Raw genomic sequence first — 15,650 nt, forward strand, 5'->3', positions numbered from 1 at the left:
TCTTCGTCCCAGGTCGCGGGCGCCCGGCCCGCGAGAGGGGCCCGCGAACTGACCGGAACCGGAGGTATGGCCTGTCAGGTGGATTCAGCCGTTCCGGGGGCCGCGGAGGCCCGCGCCCGGGAGCGGGATACGGCCACGCCCGCGAGGCACAGCGCACCCCCGGCGAGGGTGAGCGCACCCGGCAGTTCGCCCAGGAGCCCCCACGCGAGGAGCACCACGAGCGCGGGCACGGCGTACGTCGTCGCGCCCATCCGTCCCGCCGTCGTGCGGGCCAGGGCGTACGCCCAGGTCGTGAAGGCGAGCGCGGTCGGGAAGACGCCCAGGTAGACCATGTTCAGGGTCGCCGACAGCGGGGCCCGCCCCGCCTCCTCGACCAGCTGCCCGGCGAAGGGCAGACAGGCCGCCGTGCCCACGAGGCACCCGAAGGTCGTCACCTGGAGCGCGCTGCCGTGCGCGAGCGCCGGCTTCTGGGCGACGACCCCGCCCGCGTACGCGATCGCCGCGAGCAGGCAGAGGACCACCCCGAGCACCGAGGCGTGCCCGCCGGAGGAGCCGCCGGACATCGACAGGCCGACCGTCACCGCGCCCGCGAAGGAGACCGCCATGCCGGCGAGCAGCCGCGGCGGCAGTGACTCCCGGAGAAAGCGGGCGCCCAGCAGGGCGATCAGGATCGGTCCGATGTTCACGACCATCGCCGCCGTGCCCGCGTCGACCTCCTGCTCGCCCCAGTTCAGGACCACCATGTACACCCCGAACCACAGCAGGCCCGAGACGGCGATGCCCGGCCAAGCCGCCCGGGGCGGCAGTCCCTCCCGCCGGAGCAGGAGCACGGCCCCGAGGACCAGAGATCCGGCGAGCAGCCGGCCGAGCGCGAGCGCGCCGGGGGAGTAGGCCGCCCCGGCGCTGCGGATGGACACGAAGGCGGAGGCCCACAGGACGACGGTGACACCGGCGGCGACGAGCGCGAGGCGGGAGGGTTGCTTCTGCATGGACCGACCGTAGGACGCGAACCCTTCGGCGCTCACCGCAATATCGCCCGGGGCCGGGGCCGGGGCCGGGGCCGGGGCCGGTGGCGGTGGCGCCCTGGCGCCCCGCCGGCTCCCACCCCCCTCAGCGCAGCGCCTCCGCCGTGATGCCCAGGCCCGTCCGCAGGGCGCTCTCGCCCGCCGGGGTCACCTTCACCGCCCGCTCGGACCCGATCCGGACGCACCACCCGGCGTCGAGCGCGTGCCGGCACAGTGCGGCGCCGGCGAGCCCCGCGAGGTGCGGGCGGCGCTCGGTCCAGTCCAGGCAGCCGCGCGCGACGGGCCGCCGCCCCTTCCGTACGAAGGTGATGCCCTGCTCGTCGAACCAGGCCAGGCCCCGGTCCGTGAGCGCGAACCCGGTGTCCTGGCGCAGCAGTCCGCGTTCCGTCATCGCGTCGGCGATCGCGATGCCGAGCCGCCCCGCGAGGTGGTCGTAGCAGGTCCGGCCGCGCGCCATCGCCTGCCCGGCGCTCGCGGCCCGCAGCGAGCGCGGGGCCGGGGGCACCGCGGGCTCGGAGCGGGCGGCCAGGTCCTCGACGAGGTGCGCGATGCCGGGATCGGCGAGGCGGACGTACCGGTGTCTGCCCTGGCGCTCCTCCGCGAGCACCCCGCCCGCCACGAGCTTCCCGAGGTGCTCGCTGGCGGTGGACGGCGCCACCCCGGCGTGCCGGGCGAGTTCCCCCGCGGTCCAGGCCCGGCCGTCGAGCAGGGCGAGCACGAACGCGGCGCGGCTCTCGTCCGCGAAGAGCGCCGCGAGCGCGGCGAGATCACTGGCTGCCATGCCTTCCAGACTGCCGCACTCACGCTTCGGCGGAGGCCGAACCGTGCGGTGCGCGGGGGCGGGCGGGGAGCGCCTCGTACTGGAGCCGCAGGCCGTCGAGCAGCGCCCGCAGGCCCGTCTCGAAGGCACCCTCGTCGACCTTCTGGCGGTGCTCCGCGAGCAGATGGGCCCGGCCGAGGTGGGGGTAGTCGGCCGGGTCGTAGGCCGTCTCGTCGTCGACGAAGCCCCGGGCGAACGAGCCGAGGGCGGAGCCGGTGACGAAGTACCGCATCAGCGCGCCGATGGAGGTGGCCTGGGCGGGGGGCCAGCCGGCGCGGACCATCGCGCCGAAGACGGCGTCGGCGACCCTCAGGCCCGCCGGGCGGCGCCCGGGGCCCTGGGCCAGGAGGGGGACGAGGTGCGGGTGGTCGGCGAGCGCGGCGCGGTAGGAGACCGCCCAGTCGTGCAGGGCGGTCCGCCAGTCCCGGCCGTCGTCCGCCGCGAACATCGACAGGTCGATCTTCGCGCTCACCGCGTCCGCGAGCGCGTCGAGGATCTCGTCCTTCGTGCGGAAGTGGTTGTAGAGCGACGGCCCGCTCACCCCGAGCTCGGCGGCGAGCCGCCGGGTGGACAGTGCCGCGAGGCCCTCCGCGTCCACGAGCGCGCCCGCCGTCTCGACGATGCGGTCTCGGCTGAGCAGGGGCTTGCGCGGTCGGGCCATGGCGCACATAGTAGGCCCGCGACGATAAAACTAGCAGTGGTAATTAACGAGGTGGGTGGCACCGCATGAATCTGGAACTGAGCGAGGAGCAGGAGGCCGTGCGCCGGCTCGCCGAGGACTTCGTGGCGCGCGAGGTCACCCCGCACGCCGCCGCGTGGGACCGCGCGGAGGAGGTGGACCGGTCCGTCGTGAAGAAGCTGGGCGCCGTCGGCTTCCTCGGGCTCACGATCCCCGAGGAGTACGGCGGCTCCGGCGGCGACCACCTCGCCTACTGCCTCGTCACCGAGGAGCTGGGGCGCGGTGACTCCTCCGTGCGCGGCATCGTCTCCGTCTCCCTCGGTCTGGTCGCCAAGACCATCGCCGCCTGGGGCGACGAGGACCAGAAGCGCACGTGGCTGCCCCGGCTCGCGTCCGGCGAGGCGCTCGGCTGCTTCGGCCTCACCGAGCCCGGCACCGGCTCCGACGCGGGCAACCTCGCCACCCGCGCCGTCCGGGACGGCGACGAGTACGTCGTCGACGGCGGCAAGATGTTCATCACCAACGGCACCTGGGCCGACGTCGTGCTGCTCTTCGCCCGCACCGGCGACGCCCCCGGCCACCGGGGCGTCTCCGCCTTCCTGGTCCCGACCGACACCCCCGGTCTCACCCGCCGTCCCGTCCACGGCAAGCTCGGCCTGCGCGGCCAGGCCACCGCCGAACTGGTCCTGGAGGGCGTCCGCGTCCCGGCCTCCGCCCTGCTCGGCCCCGAGGGCAAGGGCTTCTCCGTCGCCATGTCCGCCCTCGCCAAGGGGCGCATGTCGGTCGCCGCCGGCTGCGTCGGCATCGCCCAGGCCGCCCTCGACGCCGCCGTGCGCTACGCGGGGGAGCGCGAGCAGTTCGGCAAACCCATCGCCTCCTACCAGCTGGTCCAGGAACTCCTCAGCGACATCGCCGTCGACGTGGACGCCGCCCGGCTGCTCACCTGGCGGGTCGCCGACCTGATCGACCGGGGCCAGGACTTCGCCACCGCCGCCTCGAAGGCCAAGCTGTACGCCTCCGAGGCCGCCGTGCGCGCCGCGAACAACGCCCTCCAGGTCTTCGGCGGCTACGGCTACATCGACGAGTACCCGGTCGGGAAGCTGGTGCGCGACGCCCGCGTGATGACCCTCTACGAGGGCACCAGCCAGATCCAGAAGCTGATCATCGGCCGGGCGCTGACGGGCGTCTCGGCCTTCTGAGTACGTCGGTGAGTACGCGGACGGATGTGGCACCGGCCACATCCGTCCGATGCTGTGCGGCATGAGCGACACACAGGTCAAGCAGCAGAACACCGCCGCCTACTACATGCAGGCCGTCATCTCCTTCGGGATCGCGATCGCCGCCGTGGCCATCGGCGTCTACCAGCTCGACGCCAGCGCCTGGGTGCGGGCCTTCCTCGCCATCTCGGTCCTCTACCTCACGACCTCGGCCTTCACCCTCGCCAAGGTCGTCCGCGACCGCCAGGAGGCCGGCCAGATCGTCAGCAGGGTCGACCAGGCCCGCCTGGAGAAGCTCCTCGCCGAGCACGACCCCTTCCAGAAGCTCTGAGGCCGTGATCTCGCGGGCCGAGAAGATCTAAGCGCTTGCTCACCCTCGTTGTATGGTGTTCGTCCCGACGGGGTCCGAGAAGGAGTGTGGGATGAGCGCGGCGGAGGAGACGCCCGGGGGCGAGGACATGCCCTGGGGCGAGGTCACGCCCGAGGCGGCCCGGCGGCTGCTCGTGGCCGCCGTCGAGGCGTTCGCCGAGCGCGGCTACCACGCCACCACCACCCGGGACATCGCGGGCCGCGCCGGGATGAGCCCCGCCGCGCTCTACATCCACTACAAGACCAAGGAAGAGCTGCTCCACCGGATCAGCCGGATCGGCCACGACAAGGCCCTGGAGATCCTCGCGGCCGCGGCCGACGGGGACGGCACCCCCGCCGAGCGGCTCGCCGACGCCGTGCGCTCCTTCGTCCGCTGGCACGCCGAGCGCCACACGACCGCGCGCGTCGTCCAGTACGAGCTCGACGCGCTCGGCCCCGAGCACCGCGCCGAGATCGTCGAGCTGCGCCGCGAGTCCGAGGCCGTGGTCCGGCGCATCCTCGACGAGGGCGTCGCGGCGGGCGAGTTCGAGGTGGCGGACGTGCCCGGCACCACGGTCGCCGTGCTCTCCCTCTGCATCGACGTCTCGCGCTGGTACAACACCCAGGGCCGCCGGACGGCCGACGAGGTCGGCGCGCTCTACGCCGACCTCGTCCTGCGGATGGCCGGCGCTCAGAAGTAGTAGCGGGAGACCGACTCGGCGACGCAGACGGGCTTCTCCGAGCCCTCGCGCTCCACGGTCACCGCGGCCGTCACCTGCACACCGCCGCCCGCCTCCTCGACCTTCGTCAGGACGGCGGTGGCGCGCAGTCGCGAGCCGACGGGGACGGGCGCGGGGAAACGGACCTTCTCCGTGCCGTAGTTGAGGCCCATCCTCATGCCCTCGACGCGCAGCACCTGCGGCACGAACAGCGGCAGCAGCGACAGCGTCAGATAGCCGTGCGCGATCGTCGAGCCGAACGGCCCCTCCGCCGCGCGCTCCGGGTCCACGTGGATCCACTGGTGGTCGCCGGTCGCCTCCGCGAAGAGATCGATCCGCTTCTGGTCGATCTCCACCCAGTCGCTGTGCCCCAGCTGCTCGCCGACTCCCGCGCGCAGTTCCTCGGCGGAGGTGAAGATCCTCGGCTCGGCCATGTTCGCCCGTCCCTTCTCGTACGGCATACCTAATGGTCGGTATCTAAGCGCTCGCTCAGCATGTGGGGTGCGGGGGCCGCTGTCAACGGCCGCCCGGGGTGGACCAGTAGGGTTCCCCGGGTGCCGCAGATTCCAGAGAAGATCCACGAACTCACCGTCGGCCAGCTCTCCGCCCGCAGCGGGGCCGCCGTCTCCGCCCTGCACTTCTACGAGGCGAAGGGGCTCATCAGCAGCCGCCGCACCAGCGGCAACCAGCGCCGCTACGGCCGCGACACGCTCCGCAGGGTCGCCTTCGTCCGGGCCGCCCAGCGGGTCGGGATCCCCCTGGCCACCATCCGCGAGGCGCTGGCCCAGCTCCCCGAGGAGCGCACCCCCACGAACGAGGACTGGGCCCGGCTCTCCGGCGCCTGGCGCACCGAGCTCGACGCGCGCATCCAGCAGCTCGGACGGCTCCGCGACCACCTGACCGACTGCATCGGCTGCGGCTGCCTCTCCCTGGAGACCTGCGTCCTGTCCAACCCCGACGACCGCTTCGGCGAGCGCATGGCGGGCTCCCGCCTCCTCCCGGTCAGCCGACCGGCGACGGAGGAGAAGCAGCCCTAGGAGACTCGTACGCACCGGGGACCCCAGGACGACGGCCCCTCACCACGCCCCTCAGTACGCCAGTGCCGCCGTCACCAGTTCGGCGTTGGAGCGCGCCCGGGTGCCGTCCGGCAGGGACAGCGTGTCCTCCAGGCCGATCCGGGTGTCCGCGCCCAGGCGCCGGGCGAGCCGCAGCACCGGCCAGACACCGCCCTCCTCGCCGTGGAGCAGCACCGGCACCCCCGCCGCCGGCCGGACGAGCGCCTCCGCCGGTCCCGGCGCGTCCTCCGCCGCCACCCTCGCGAGGACCCGGCGCACCGCCGGGGCGAGCGGGGAGCGCGCGAACCGGCCGGGCCCGTCCGTCCCGGACCACAGCGCCGCCTCGACCCCGACCCCGCGCTCCAGGAGGGCCGTCGCCAGCTCCTCGGCACCCGGCTCGTGCCACTCGACCGACACCAGGTCGGGGAGCACCGTCCACGAGCGGATCCGCTCCGCCCTGCGGTCCCGGTCGGGCTCGGCCGACACCGCCGTCGTGACCGGCACCGGAGCGCCGAGCGCCGACCTGATCCCCGTCAGGACCGGCCCGAGCACCCGGGGCGAGAGCGACGTGCGGCCGCACGGCGTGCGGGGGTGCACCCGCACCTCCCGGGCCCCCGCCGCCACCGCCCGCGCCGCGGACTCCGCCAGGGACTCCGGCGACATCGGGACCGCCGCCGATTCCGCGGGCCCCCGCACGCCGTTGAGGCACACCTGGAGCACCGCGGGCGTCCCGCGCCTCACGCCGCCGAGGCCAGCGGAGCGCGCCGCTCCCCGCGCGCCCGGGCCAGCGCCCCCGAAGTCAGCACCGCACGCGGGACGCCCACCCCGCAGTCCCCGCACACCGGACCCAGCCACGGCTCGTACGGATCACCCGGCCCGGCCCACTCGATCCGCGGCCCCGCGCACCCAGGACACGCCTCGCCCGGCCCGCCCTCCAGGGCGCCGATCAGCCGCCGCAGCACCTCGGGCAGCGGATCGGAGGGGTGCACCGTCGGATCGCCGCAACGGACCACGCCGTTCCCGCCCCAGACGCGCCGGTGCCAGTCGTCGAGCGCGCCGAGTCCGCGCAGCCCCTCGTGCTTCTCGCGCCGCCGCCGGGCCGCGAACCGCTCCTCGTACGCGAGCCAGACCGCCCGCGCCTCCTCCAACTCCTCCAGCGCGGCCACCAGCCGCCCCGGGTCGAGCTCCCGGTCCTCGGGACCGAACCTGTGCCTGCGGCACAGATGGTCCCAGGTCGCGCGGTGCCCGTAGGGCGCGAACCTCTCCAGGCACTTGCGCAGGGAGTACCTGCGCAGCGCCGTGTCGCACCCCGAATCGCGCACCTGTCTCGCGAGACTCCGGAAACCGGCCATCACTCGCCACCTCCGCCGCTGGTCCTTCCGCGCTATCAGAGGGACGAACGGGAGCCCCGTCGTGTTCCATCGAAATACGGATGGGAGCCATCATTGGCGCGGAAGTGACCCCGGACACCCGGCGGAACCAGGGCGTCCGGTGGGGTTCGCCGCCCCTCCTACCGGCCCGTCCCGGACGCCGCGACCACGACCTCCGCGAGTTCGGCGCGCCGGATGTCGGTGTGCGAACGGACCACCTCGGAGGTGTCCACGCTCACGCAGCCCGCGCCCGGCACCCCCGAGCGCAGGGCCTGCGCGAGGCTCATACGCACCGCCCCCGGCACCGCCCGCACGCCGTCGTGGCCGATCGCGCCCCAGCGCGGATCGTCCGTCCCGAGCAGTCCCGTCGCGGGGCCGGCCAGCGACGCGGAGTCGTTCGCCAGCCGGGACGCCAGCGGGTACAGCACCCCCAGCGCCGTGTCGTACCGCGAATGGCAGGCCACCACCGGCCCCCGGACCCGCCCCTGGAGGTCCCGCAGCGCGCCGGACCTCCCCGGGTCGTGCGGGAGCCGCGCGGCGAAGGCGTAGTGCGAGAAGGCGCCCTGGAGCAGCGTCACGGAGGCCACCGGCCGGGCCCCGGCGGGCAGTCCGCGCAGCGCGTACGCGACGAGCCGGGCGCCCATGCTGTGGCCCACGAGGTGGACGCGGAGCCCGGGCGCCGCGCGTGCCACCTCGCCGAGCAGCGGCCCGAGCCCGTGCTCGCCGACCTGACCGGCCCGCTGCCTCATGACGTAGTACGTGGCCTGCCGCAGCACCTCCTTGGCACCCTTCCAGAACGTCCTCAGGTCCCCTCCGAAGAGGTCCGCGGGGACGCTCTCCGCGTCCCCCAGGGCCTCGGTGAACCGCGCGCACACCACCACCGGGTCCGCGACGAGGAACTCCGGCACCGACTCCGGAGCCGCCGCGCACCGCGCGCCCACGTCCGTCAACTCCCTTACGAGCGCGCCGAACTCGGTGAACGCGGCCGCGGAGTCCGGTGCCGCCGCCAGCAGTTCCGTCAGCCGCCCGACGACCGCCTCCTTCTCCGGGAGCACCGTCACCAGGGCCCGGAAGTCCGGCACCGGCTCGCCCGAGAAGACCATCGAGGGCCAGATCAGGCCCGCGTACCCCGCCTCCACCCCGGGCGCGAGCAGCTCGGGGAACGGCGCGAAGAAGTCGGAGCACAGGAGGGTGGCGCCGGACGGGGAACTGTTCCACCCGTGCGCGAACACCACCAGGTCACCGACGCCCCGCCGGGCGAGCGCGACGAGTTCCGAGGCCTGGCCGGGCGGCCCGTCGCCGTCCTTGTCGAAGGTGATCTCCCGGTACGGCTCCACACTCATCCCGGTCACGGCCCGACCGTCCCTCCACGTCGAGGGGGCCGCGACACCGGTGCGCCCCGTGCGCGGGCGGCGGCTCCTCGGAGTGCATGCCCGCGCGCGGGGCCGTCCAGACGCGCGACGCGGTGTCAGCGCAGCCGGGCCGCCGAGACCCGGGGGAAGTGGATCAGCAGGTCGTAGGAGGTGGAGTACCGCACGGACGCGACATCGCCCTCCCAGGGGAACGCCGTGCCGATGTGCCGGGTCGGCCGGGGCACGTCCAGCCAGGCGCGCGCCGCCGGAGCCGGCCGCCTCAGGTCCAGGTAGAAGGGGCCGGACGCGACCCGGTCCAGGGTCTCCGCGCTGCTCCCGGGGCCGAGCGGCCCGACGGTGAAGGCCCGCAGCGGCTCGCCGGGGGCCGTGGTGTCGTGCGCGTTGAAGGAGCCACGGCCGAAGGAGGCGCCCACGCTCACGTAGTCCCGGCCGAGGGCGTCCCGCAGGAACGCGCCCTGGGTCCGCGGGTACTGGTCCGGCGTCACCGTCTCGTACCCCACGTGTCCGTTGTGCGCGGAGAGCACCATCCGGTCGCCGGTCGCCCGCTGCCACCACACGGTGTTCTCGGCCATGACGCGGTCGCGGTAGAGCATCGCCGCGGCGACCCCCTCCGGCGTCGTCAGGTCGTGCGCGTGCTCGGTCCCGACCTGGGCGATCGCGCGCGCGTGCTGCACCGCCCACGCGTGCGCGTCCCGCGCTCCGGGCCCCTTGCCGGGGGTCTGCCGCTCCAGGAGGGCGAGGGCGCGGTCCACGTCGCCGGCCATCCGCCGCCGCTCGTCGAGGGGCCGGTCCATGTATCCCCTCATCCACGCCTCCACCCCGCCCGTGGGCCGCGAGTCCCGGTACAGCTCCCGGAAGCGGGGGAGGAGTTCCGGACGGACGCGCGCGACGTACGAGGTCACGGTGTCGAAGAGGTTCGGTCCGGCGTACCCGAGGTCGTTGCCCATGAAGCGGACCTGGTGGCCGGGGTGCCGCTGGTTGTACTCCCGCATCCACCGGAAGAGGTCGAGGTACTCCTCCGTGTTCCAGAGGCGGTACGACTCCTGGAACTCGTCCCGCATGATCGCCCGGATGTCGCCACGGCCGGTGCGGACCCACGCGTCGACGAGGAGGCCGGTGGACCAGGGGGCCTCCAGGGCGAAGGTGGTGAAGCCCCGTTCCTCCACGAGGTGTTCGAAGATCCGGTGCTTCGTGGTGAAGAAGTCCGCCGAGCTGTGGGTGGCCTCGCCGATGCCGACGACCTCGGCCGAGCCGATCATCCGGTCCAGGGGGTGCAGATCGGTCAGGGGCCGGGCGGAGCGGGCGAGTTCACGGGCGGGGTCGGGGCCGGCCGGGGCCGGGGCGGCGCTCGCGGCGGGTGCCAGGGAGCCCAGGCAGGCGGCGAGGAGGAGCCCGACGAGCGGCAGGCGGTGGCGTCGTAAGGAAAGGTTCATGGTGCAAGCGTCGTCGGGGGGACGGCAGGCCGACATCCCGCCCGCCCCCGTGTCGTACGGGGGCCAGCCCCCGGCCCCGCGCTCGGGCCGGCCGCCAGCGCCCCGGCCTCCCGGCCCCCGGCCTCCTGGCCCCCGGCCTCCCGGCCCCCGGCCGGCCGCCAGCCGCCCGGCCTCGCCTGCCAGCCGGTCGTCCGCCCCGCCTCCAAGCCGTCCGCCCGTCCCCGTCACCGGTACAGCAAGTACCCCTTCCGTACCGCCCGGAAGGCCGCGAGGTCCGTCTGCCACGCGCCCACGACCTCGTCCACGCCCGCGCCCGCGTCGATCAGGGTCCGCACCCGCGTCGAGCCGGTCAGCTTGTCGATCCACCGGTCCGCCCGCCAGGCGAAGCCGGACCAGGAGCTGCGGGCGGTGACGAGGAGCCCGATGCCGGTGCGCACCGGGTCGAAGGACCCCCGGTCGTGGACGTGCAGCTGCACGCCGCCGACCGTCTTCCCCTGGAACTTGGAGAAGGTCGGGGCGAAGTACGCCTCGCGGAAGCGGACCCCGGGCAGGCCGAGGGCGTTCGCCGCCTCGGCCCAGCGCCGGTCGATCCCCTCCGCGCCGAGGAGCTCGAAGGGGCGGGTGGTGCCCCGCCCCTCGGAGAGGTTGGTGCCCTCGAAGAGGCAGGTGCCGGAGTAGACGAGCGCGGTGTCCGCCGTCGGCATGTTGGGGCTGGGCGGCACCCACGGCAGCCCGGTCGCGTCGAAGAAGTCCGACCGCCGCCACCCCGTCATGCGGACGGTCTCCACCCCGACCCTCCCGTCCAGGAACTCCCCGTCGAAGAGCCCCGCCAGCTCGGCCACCGTCATGCCGTGCGCCTGCGCGATCGGCTCCCGGCCGACGAACGTGGCGAACGCCCGGTCCAGGACGGGGCCGAGCGCCGCCCGGCCGGTCACCGGGTTCGGCCGGTCCAGGACGACGAACCGCTTCCCGGCGAGGGCGGCGGCCGCCATGCAGTCGTAGAGCGTCCAGATGTAGGTGTAGAAGCGGGCGCCGGCGTCCTGGATGTCGAAGACCACCGTGTCCACGCCGGAGGCGGTGAAGACGTCCGCCAGCGGCTGCCCGCTCTTCAGGTACGTGTCGTAGACCGGCAGCCCGGTCGCCGGGTCGTCGTACCGCCCCTCCGAGCCGCCCGCCTGGGCGGTGCCCCGGAAGCCGTGCTCGGGGCCGAAGACCGCGACCAGGTCGACCCGTTCGTCGGCGTGCATCACGTCCACGACGTGGCGCGCGTCCGGGGTCACTCCGGTCGGGTTGGTGACGATGCCGACCCGCTCGCCCGCGAGGAGCGCGTACCCGTCGGCCGCGAGCCGCTCGAAGCCGGTCCGCACCCGGCCGTGACCGGGCGCGGCGGCCGCGGGGGAGGCCCCGGTGGCCGCCACCGCCCCGAGGGCCCCTCCCGCGGCCAGCAGACTCCGTCGCGACACGCTCATGCGGGACCTCCTCGGCAGGGACGAGGGCACGCACGCTAGCGGTCCGGACCGTCCCGGGGAACGAGGCGTGCGGAACGGGTCTTCCGCCTTTCCATACCGACCGGTTAGTCTGTGCCGGTCTTCGGGGCGCGGGGCCATCCGCGCCGTCACAGCCGGGAGGTGGGTCCATGACCGCGGGCACGAACGAGCTCCAGGGCGCCGGTGTCGTCGTCACCGGCGCGGGCGGCGGCATCGGCGCCGCCCTCGCCCGCCGCTTCGCGGCCGAGGGCGCGCGGGTCGTCGTGAACGACCTCGACCCCGGACGCACCCGGGCCGTCGCCGAGGAGATCGGCGCCGTCGCCGTCCCCGGCGACGCCTCCACCGTCGTCGACGCGGCCCGTGAGGCCCTCGGCGGCACCGTGGACGTCTGGTGCGCCAACGCCGGACTGTCCTCACCCGGCGACGCCTTCGCCGACGAGGAGGTCTGGGCCGCCGCCTGGGACGTGAACGTCATGGCCCACGTCCGCGCGGCCCGCGCCCTCCTCCCCGAGTGGCTGGAGCGCGGCGGCGGCCGTTTCGTCTCCACCGTCTCGGCCGCCGGACTGCTCACCATGATCGGCGCGGCGCCCTACAGCGTCTCCAAGCACGGCGCGTACGCCTTCGCCGAATGGCTCTCGCTCACCTACCGCCACCGCGGCCTGAAGGTCCACGCGATCTGCCCGCAGGGCGTCCGCACGGACATGCTCACCGCGGCCGGATCCGCCGGCGAGCTCGTCCTCGCCCCCACCGCGATCGAGCCCGAGGACGTGGCCGACGCCCTCGTCGACGCCATCGCCGCCGACCGCTTCCTCGTGCTGCCGCACCCCGAGGTCGCCGGCTACTACCGCAATCGCGCCACCGACCCCGAGAGGTGGCTCGGCACGATGAACCACGTCCAGCGGACCTGGGAGAAGGGCACCGGTCGGCCGTAGACCCCGGCGGATGGGAAGATCTACGGGCGGGAGCACGTTCCCGTGACCGAGAACGATCAGCGAGGAAGGCGGCGGAGCATGGCCAGGACGACGGACGGGAGCGGCGCCCCCGTCCCCCAGCGACTCCTCGCCGCCGCCACCCGGCTCTTCGCCGAGCGGGGCTACGACCGCACCTCCGTCCAGGAGATCGTCGAGGCCGCGGGGGTCACCAAGGGCGCGCTCTACCACTACTTCGGCTCCAAGGAGGACCTCCTCCAGGAGGTCTACTCCCGCGTCCTGCGCCTCCAGCAGGAGCGGCTCGACGCCTACGCGGACGCCGACGCCCCCATCGAGGACCGGCTGCGCGACGCCGCCGCCGACGTGGTGGTCACCACCATCGAGAACCTCGACGACGCGGCCATCTTCTTCCGCTCCATGCACCACCTGAGCCCGGAGAAGAACAAGCAGGTGCGGTCCGAGCGGCGCCGCTACCACGAGCGGTTCCGGGCCCTGGTCGAGGAGGGGCAGCGGACCGGGGTGTTCTCCTCCGCGACCCCCGCCGACCTCGTCGTCGACTACCACTTCGGTTCGGTGCACCACCTGTCGACCTGGTACCGCCCGGACGGCCCGCTGACCCCGCAGCAGGTCGCCGACCACCTCGCCGACCTCCTGCTGCGGGCCCTGCGCCCCTGACCCGCGCTACAGGTACTGCTTCAGCTCCCGCCGCGCCAGCGACCGCTGGTGCACCTCGTCCGGCCCGTCCGCCAGCTTCAGCGTCCGCGCCGCCGCCCACAGCTCGGCCAGCGGGAAGTCCTGCGACACCCCGCCGGCTCCATGGGCCTGCACGGCCTTGTCGATGATGTCGACCACCGCGCGTGGGGTCGCGATCTTGATGGCCTGGATCTCCGTGTGCGCGCCCCGGTTGCCGACGGTGTCCATCAGCCAGGCCGTCTTGAGGACGAGCAGCCGCAGCTGCTCGATCGTCACCCGCGCGTCGGCGATCCAGTTCTGCACGACGCCCTGCTGGGCCAGCGCCTTGCCGAAGGCGGTGCGCGAGACGGCGCGCCGGCACATCAGCTCGACCGCCCGCTCGGCCATGCCGATGAGCCGCATGCAGTGGTGGATGCGGCCCGGGCCGAGTCGGGCCTGAGCGATGGCGAAGCCGCCGCCCTCCTCGCCGACGATGTTCGCCGCCGGGACCCGGACCCCGTCGAAGACGACCTCGGCGTGGCCGCCGTGGTAGTGGTCCTCGTAGCCGTACACCCGCATCGCGCGCCGGACCTCGACGCCCGGGGTGTCGCGCGGCACGAGGATCATCGACTGCTGGCGGCGCGGGTCGGTGCCGTCGGGGTCGGTCTTGCCCATGACGATGAAGACCGCGCAGTCGGGGTTCATCGCCCCGGAGATGTACCACTTGCGTCCGTCGACGACGTACGAGTCGCCGTCCCGCCGGATCCGGGTCTCGATGTTCGTCGCGTCGGAGGAGGCGACCTCGGGCTCGGTCATCGCGAAGGCCGAGCGGATCTCACCGGCGAGGAGCGGCTCCAGCCACTGCTTCTTCTGCGCCTCGTCGCCGAACTGGGCGAGCAGCTCCATGTTCCCGGTGTCCGGGGCGGCGCAGTTGAGGGCGGTCGGCGCGAGCTGCGGGCTGCGTCCGGTGATCTCGGCCAGCGGCGCGTACTGGAGGTTGGTGAGCCCGGCTCCGTACGCCGCGTCGGGCAGGAAGAGGTTCCACAGGCCCTGCCGCCTGGCCTCGGCCTTGAGCTCCTCCACCACCGGCGGGGCGTCCCACGGTGAGGCGAGGCCGGCGCGCTGCTCCTCGGCGACGGCCTCGGCGGGGTACACGTGCTCGTCCATGAAGGCGAGCAGCCGGGCCCGCAGTTCCTCGGTGCGGGCGTCGTACGCGAAGTCCATGGCGGATCAGCCTTCCTGAAGGGTCGTGAGGCCGTGCTCGATGAAGACGGGGACGAGTTCGCCGATGCGGTCGAAGCCCTCGCCGACGGTCTGCCCGAGGGTCCACCGGTAGTGGATGCCCTCCAGGATCACGGCGAGCTTGAACCAGGCGAAGGCCGTGTACCAGGCGAGCGCGGAGGTGTCGCGGCCCGAGCGGGCGGCGTAGCGCTCGGCCAGTTCGGCGGCGCTCGGATGCCCCGGGGCCGTGGCGGTCGTGGAGATGGGGGAGTTCGGCAGGTCGAGCGGCGTGCTGTACATGACCAGCAGGCCGAGGTCGGTGAGCGGGTCGCCCAGCGTGGACATCTCCCAGTCCAGGACGGCCCGGATCCGGTCGTCCCCGCCGACGAGGACGTTGTCGAGACGGTAGTCGCCGTGGACGACGGTGGGCGGGGGAGAGGCGGGCAGCGCGCGTCCGAGGGCCGCGTGCAGCTCCTCGATGCCCGGCAGCTCGCGGCCGCGCGAGGCGGCGAGCTGCTTGCCCCAGCGGCGCAGCTGGCGGTCGAGGAAGCCCTCGGGGCGCCCGAAGTCGCCGAGTCCGACCGCCTCCGGATCGACGGCGTGCAGGTCGACCAGCGTGTCGACGAGGCCGAGGACGGCGGCGCGGGTGCGCTCGGGGCCCAGCGGGGCGAGCTGCCGCGCGGAGCGGTACGGCGTCCCGTCGACGAACTCCATGACGTAGAAGGGCGCGCCGAGCACCGACTCGTCCTCGCAGAGCAGGACCGTCTCCGGGACGGGTACGTCCGTCGTGTGCAGGGCGCTGATGACGCGGTGCTCGCGCCGCATGTCGTGGGCGGTGGCCAGGACGTGGCCGAGCGGGGGGCGGCGGACCACCCAGCGGCCGGTGCCGTCGGTCACGGCGTACGTCAGGTTCGACCGGCCGCCCTCGATCAGCCGGGCTTCGAGGGGGCCGGACACCAGCCCGGGGCGCTCGCGGTCGAGGTGGCGGCGCAGCCGCTCGGGGTCGAGTCCTGGCGGCGGGGCGGAGCTCATGCGTGCGTACCTCCGGATCGGCTTCGGTCGGTGTTCATGATGACCGACCGGTCGGTATGTCGTCCAGAGGGGAGGGGTGGGAAGCGTGTCCGTGCCCTGGTGATCGCCTTCCGGGCCGCCCGGTCACCGATGTGAACGGCCTTTTCGCCCTCGCCGCCGACAGCGGTGGAGCGCCACGACCGGCCGAGCCCGCGAGGGAGGCCACCGCGATCCGGGCGCTCGCCGCCACCCTGCCGCGACACGCACTGCCCGTGGCAGACGGAGGACGTC

At 74.2% G+C, this 15,650-nt stretch carries 17 protein-coding genes; 6 read left to right on the forward strand and 11 right to left on the reverse strand.

Features of this window, described 5'->3' with window-relative positions:
* Window positions 1-74: 74 nt before the first annotated feature.
* The 3 genes from ACFYXU_RS32170 to ACFYXU_RS32180 all read right to left on the reverse strand — a co-directional run bounded on the left by ACFYXU_RS32170 (window position 75) and on the right by ACFYXU_RS32180 (window position 2,506).
* The gene (locus ACFYXU_RS32170) at window positions 75-989 is read right to left on the reverse strand and encodes a DMT family transporter (RefSeq protein WP_389461200.1); all 915 of its coding nucleotides are present in this window, start codon (window positions 987-989) and stop codon (window positions 75-77) included.
* A 121-nt stretch (window positions 990-1,110) separates the two neighbouring features.
* Entirely contained in the window at window positions 1,111-1,806 is a 696-nt protein-coding gene (locus ACFYXU_RS32175; RefSeq protein ID WP_389461202.1) for an ArsR/SmtB family transcription factor, read from the reverse strand.
* Window positions 1,807-1,825: 19 nt separating this feature from the next.
* Entirely contained in the window at window positions 1,826-2,506 is a 681-nt protein-coding gene (locus tag ACFYXU_RS32180) for a TetR/AcrR family transcriptional regulator (RefSeq protein WP_329855795.1), read from the reverse strand.
* A gap of 65 nt (window positions 2,507-2,571) precedes the next feature.
* Between ACFYXU_RS32180 and ACFYXU_RS32185 the strand changes: the two genes are divergently transcribed.
* The 3 genes from ACFYXU_RS32185 to ACFYXU_RS32195 all read left to right on the forward strand — a co-directional run bounded on the left by ACFYXU_RS32185 (window position 2,572) and on the right by ACFYXU_RS32195 (window position 4,790).
* A complete protein-coding gene (locus ACFYXU_RS32185; protein WP_376510908.1) occupies window positions 2,572-3,723 on the forward strand; it encodes an acyl-CoA dehydrogenase family protein in 1,152 nt (383 codons plus the stop codon).
* 61 nt (window positions 3,724-3,784) lie between these two features.
* A complete protein-coding gene (locus ACFYXU_RS32190) occupies window positions 3,785-4,072 on the forward strand; it encodes a YiaA/YiaB family inner membrane protein (protein WP_329855797.1) in 288 nt (95 codons plus the stop codon).
* A 91-nt stretch (window positions 4,073-4,163) separates the two neighbouring features.
* On the forward strand, window positions 4,164-4,790 hold the full coding sequence (locus ACFYXU_RS32195; RefSeq protein WP_376510906.1) for a TetR/AcrR family transcriptional regulator: 627 nt from the start codon (window positions 4,164-4,166) through the stop codon (window positions 4,788-4,790).
* Here the strand turns inward: ACFYXU_RS32195 and ACFYXU_RS32200 are convergent.
* On the reverse strand, window positions 4,781-5,242 hold the full coding sequence (locus ACFYXU_RS32200) for a MaoC family dehydratase (RefSeq protein ID WP_329855918.1): 462 nt from the start codon (window positions 5,240-5,242) through the stop codon (window positions 4,781-4,783). The genes ACFYXU_RS32195 and ACFYXU_RS32200 overlap by 10 nt on opposite strands.
* 120 nt (window positions 5,243-5,362) lie before the next feature.
* Here ACFYXU_RS32200 and soxR point away from each other — a divergent pair, with 120 nt between their 5' ends.
* A complete protein-coding gene (gene soxR, locus ACFYXU_RS32205; protein ID WP_389408638.1) occupies window positions 5,363-5,845 on the forward strand; it encodes a redox-sensitive transcriptional activator SoxR in 483 nt (160 codons plus the stop codon).
* Window positions 5,846-5,896: 51 nt separating this feature from the next.
* Here soxR and ACFYXU_RS32210 read toward each other — a convergent pair whose 3' ends face one another.
* From ACFYXU_RS32210 to ACFYXU_RS32230, 5 genes are all read right to left on the reverse strand, one after another.
* Window positions 5,897-6,583 carry a 3-keto-5-aminohexanoate cleavage protein gene (locus ACFYXU_RS32210; protein WP_389461445.1) on the reverse strand — a complete coding sequence of 229 codons (687 nt, stop codon included), beginning with the start codon at window positions 6,581-6,583 and terminating at the stop codon, window positions 5,897-5,899.
* A 17-nt stretch (window positions 6,584-6,600) separates the two neighbouring features.
* Complete coding sequence (locus ACFYXU_RS32215; RefSeq protein WP_376510902.1) at window positions 6,601-7,215, reverse strand: hypothetical protein; 615 nt, start codon at window positions 7,213-7,215, stop codon at window positions 6,601-6,603.
* Window positions 7,216-7,373: 158 nt separating this feature from the next.
* Window positions 7,374-8,576 carry a serine-threonine protein kinase gene (locus ACFYXU_RS32220; protein ID WP_389461447.1) on the reverse strand — a complete coding sequence of 401 codons (1,203 nt, stop codon included), beginning with the start codon at window positions 8,574-8,576 and terminating at the stop codon, window positions 7,374-7,376.
* Between the two features lie 125 nt (window positions 8,577-8,701).
* The gene (locus ACFYXU_RS32225) at window positions 8,702-10,039 is read right to left on the reverse strand and encodes an erythromycin esterase family protein (protein WP_389461204.1); all 1,338 of its coding nucleotides are present in this window, start codon (window positions 10,037-10,039) and stop codon (window positions 8,702-8,704) included.
* 224 nt (window positions 10,040-10,263) lie between these two features.
* On the reverse strand, window positions 10,264-11,508 hold the full coding sequence (locus ACFYXU_RS32230; RefSeq protein WP_376510898.1) for an exo-beta-N-acetylmuramidase NamZ domain-containing protein: 1,245 nt from the start codon (window positions 11,506-11,508) through the stop codon (window positions 10,264-10,266).
* Window positions 11,509-11,675: 167 nt separating this feature from the next.
* Here ACFYXU_RS32230 and ACFYXU_RS32235 point away from each other — a divergent pair, with 167 nt between their 5' ends.
* Together ACFYXU_RS32235 and ACFYXU_RS32240 are read left to right on the forward strand one after the other, a co-directional pair.
* Window positions 11,676-12,458, forward strand: a complete 783-nt coding sequence (locus ACFYXU_RS32235; RefSeq protein WP_389461207.1) for an SDR family oxidoreductase — start codon at window positions 11,676-11,678, stop codon at window positions 12,456-12,458.
* A gap of 78 nt (window positions 12,459-12,536) precedes the next feature.
* On the forward strand, window positions 12,537-13,130 hold the full coding sequence (locus tag ACFYXU_RS32240) for a TetR/AcrR family transcriptional regulator (RefSeq protein ID WP_376510894.1): 594 nt from the start codon (window positions 12,537-12,539) through the stop codon (window positions 13,128-13,130).
* A 6-nt stretch (window positions 13,131-13,136) separates the two neighbouring features.
* Here ACFYXU_RS32240 and ACFYXU_RS32245 read toward each other — a convergent pair whose 3' ends face one another.
* A complete protein-coding gene (locus tag ACFYXU_RS32245; protein WP_389408642.1) occupies window positions 13,137-14,351 on the reverse strand; it encodes an acyl-CoA dehydrogenase family protein in 1,215 nt (404 codons plus the stop codon).
* Window positions 14,352-14,357: 6 nt separating this feature from the next.
* Window positions 14,358-15,380: a phosphotransferase family protein gene (locus ACFYXU_RS32250; RefSeq protein ID WP_376510890.1), complete on the reverse strand. Its 1,023-nt coding sequence runs from the start codon at window positions 15,378-15,380 to the stop codon at window positions 14,358-14,360.
* Window positions 15,381-15,650 lie beyond the last annotated feature (270 nt).

It is taken from the genome of Streptomyces sp. NPDC002232 (genome assembly GCF_042890295.1).
Taxonomy (GTDB): domain Bacteria; phylum Actinomycetota; class Actinomycetes; order Streptomycetales; family Streptomycetaceae; genus Streptomyces.

What these genes read in the sequence shown, in the direction of transcription:
- ACFYXU_RS32245 (WP_389408642.1), bottom strand. Translation starts at nt 14,351, where the DNA reads ATGGACTTCGCGTACGACGCCCGCACCGAGGAACTGCGGGCCCGGCTG.
- ACFYXU_RS32185 (WP_376510908.1), top strand. Translation starts at nt 2,572, where the DNA reads ATGAATCTGGAACTGAGCGAGGAGCAGGAGGCCGTGCGCCGGCTCGCC.
- ACFYXU_RS32195 (WP_376510906.1), top strand. Translation starts at nt 4,164, where the DNA reads ATGAGCGCGGCGGAGGAGACGCCCGGGGGCGAGGACATGCCCTGGGGC.
- ACFYXU_RS32180 (WP_329855795.1), bottom strand. Translation starts at nt 2,506, where the DNA reads ATGGCCCGACCGCGCAAGCCCCTGCTCAGCCGAGACCGCATCGTCGAG.
- ACFYXU_RS32250 (WP_376510890.1), bottom strand. Translation starts at nt 15,380, where the DNA reads ATGAGCTCCGCCCCGCCGCCAGGACTCGACCCCGAGCGGCTGCGCCGC.
- ACFYXU_RS32220 (WP_389461447.1), bottom strand. Translation starts at nt 8,576, where the DNA reads ATGAGTGTGGAGCCGTACCGGGAGATCACCTTCGACAAGGACGGCGAC.
- ACFYXU_RS32215 (WP_376510902.1), bottom strand. Translation starts at nt 7,215, where the DNA reads ATGGCCGGTTTCCGGAGTCTCGCGAGACAGGTGCGCGATTCGGGGTGC.
- ACFYXU_RS32240 (WP_376510894.1), top strand. Translation starts at nt 12,537, where the DNA reads ATGGCCAGGACGACGGACGGGAGCGGCGCCCCCGTCCCCCAGCGACTC.
- ACFYXU_RS32200 (WP_329855918.1), bottom strand. Translation starts at nt 5,242, where the DNA reads ATGGCCGAGCCGAGGATCTTCACCTCCGCCGAGGAACTGCGCGCGGGA.
- ACFYXU_RS32225 (WP_389461204.1), bottom strand. Translation starts at nt 10,039, where the DNA reads ATGAACCTTTCCTTACGACGCCACCGCCTGCCGCTCGTCGGGCTCCTC.
- ACFYXU_RS32235 (WP_389461207.1), top strand. Translation starts at nt 11,676, where the DNA reads ATGACCGCGGGCACGAACGAGCTCCAGGGCGCCGGTGTCGTCGTCACC.
- ACFYXU_RS32170 (WP_389461200.1), bottom strand. Translation starts at nt 989, where the DNA reads ATGCAGAAGCAACCCTCCCGCCTCGCGCTCGTCGCCGCCGGTGTCACC.
- ACFYXU_RS32230 (WP_376510898.1), bottom strand. Translation starts at nt 11,508, where the DNA reads ATGAGCGTGTCGCGACGGAGTCTGCTGGCCGCGGGAGGGGCCCTCGGG.
- ACFYXU_RS32175 (WP_389461202.1), bottom strand. Translation starts at nt 1,806, where the DNA reads ATGGCAGCCAGTGATCTCGCCGCGCTCGCGGCGCTCTTCGCGGACGAG.
- ACFYXU_RS32190 (WP_329855797.1), top strand. Translation starts at nt 3,785, where the DNA reads ATGAGCGACACACAGGTCAAGCAGCAGAACACCGCCGCCTACTACATG.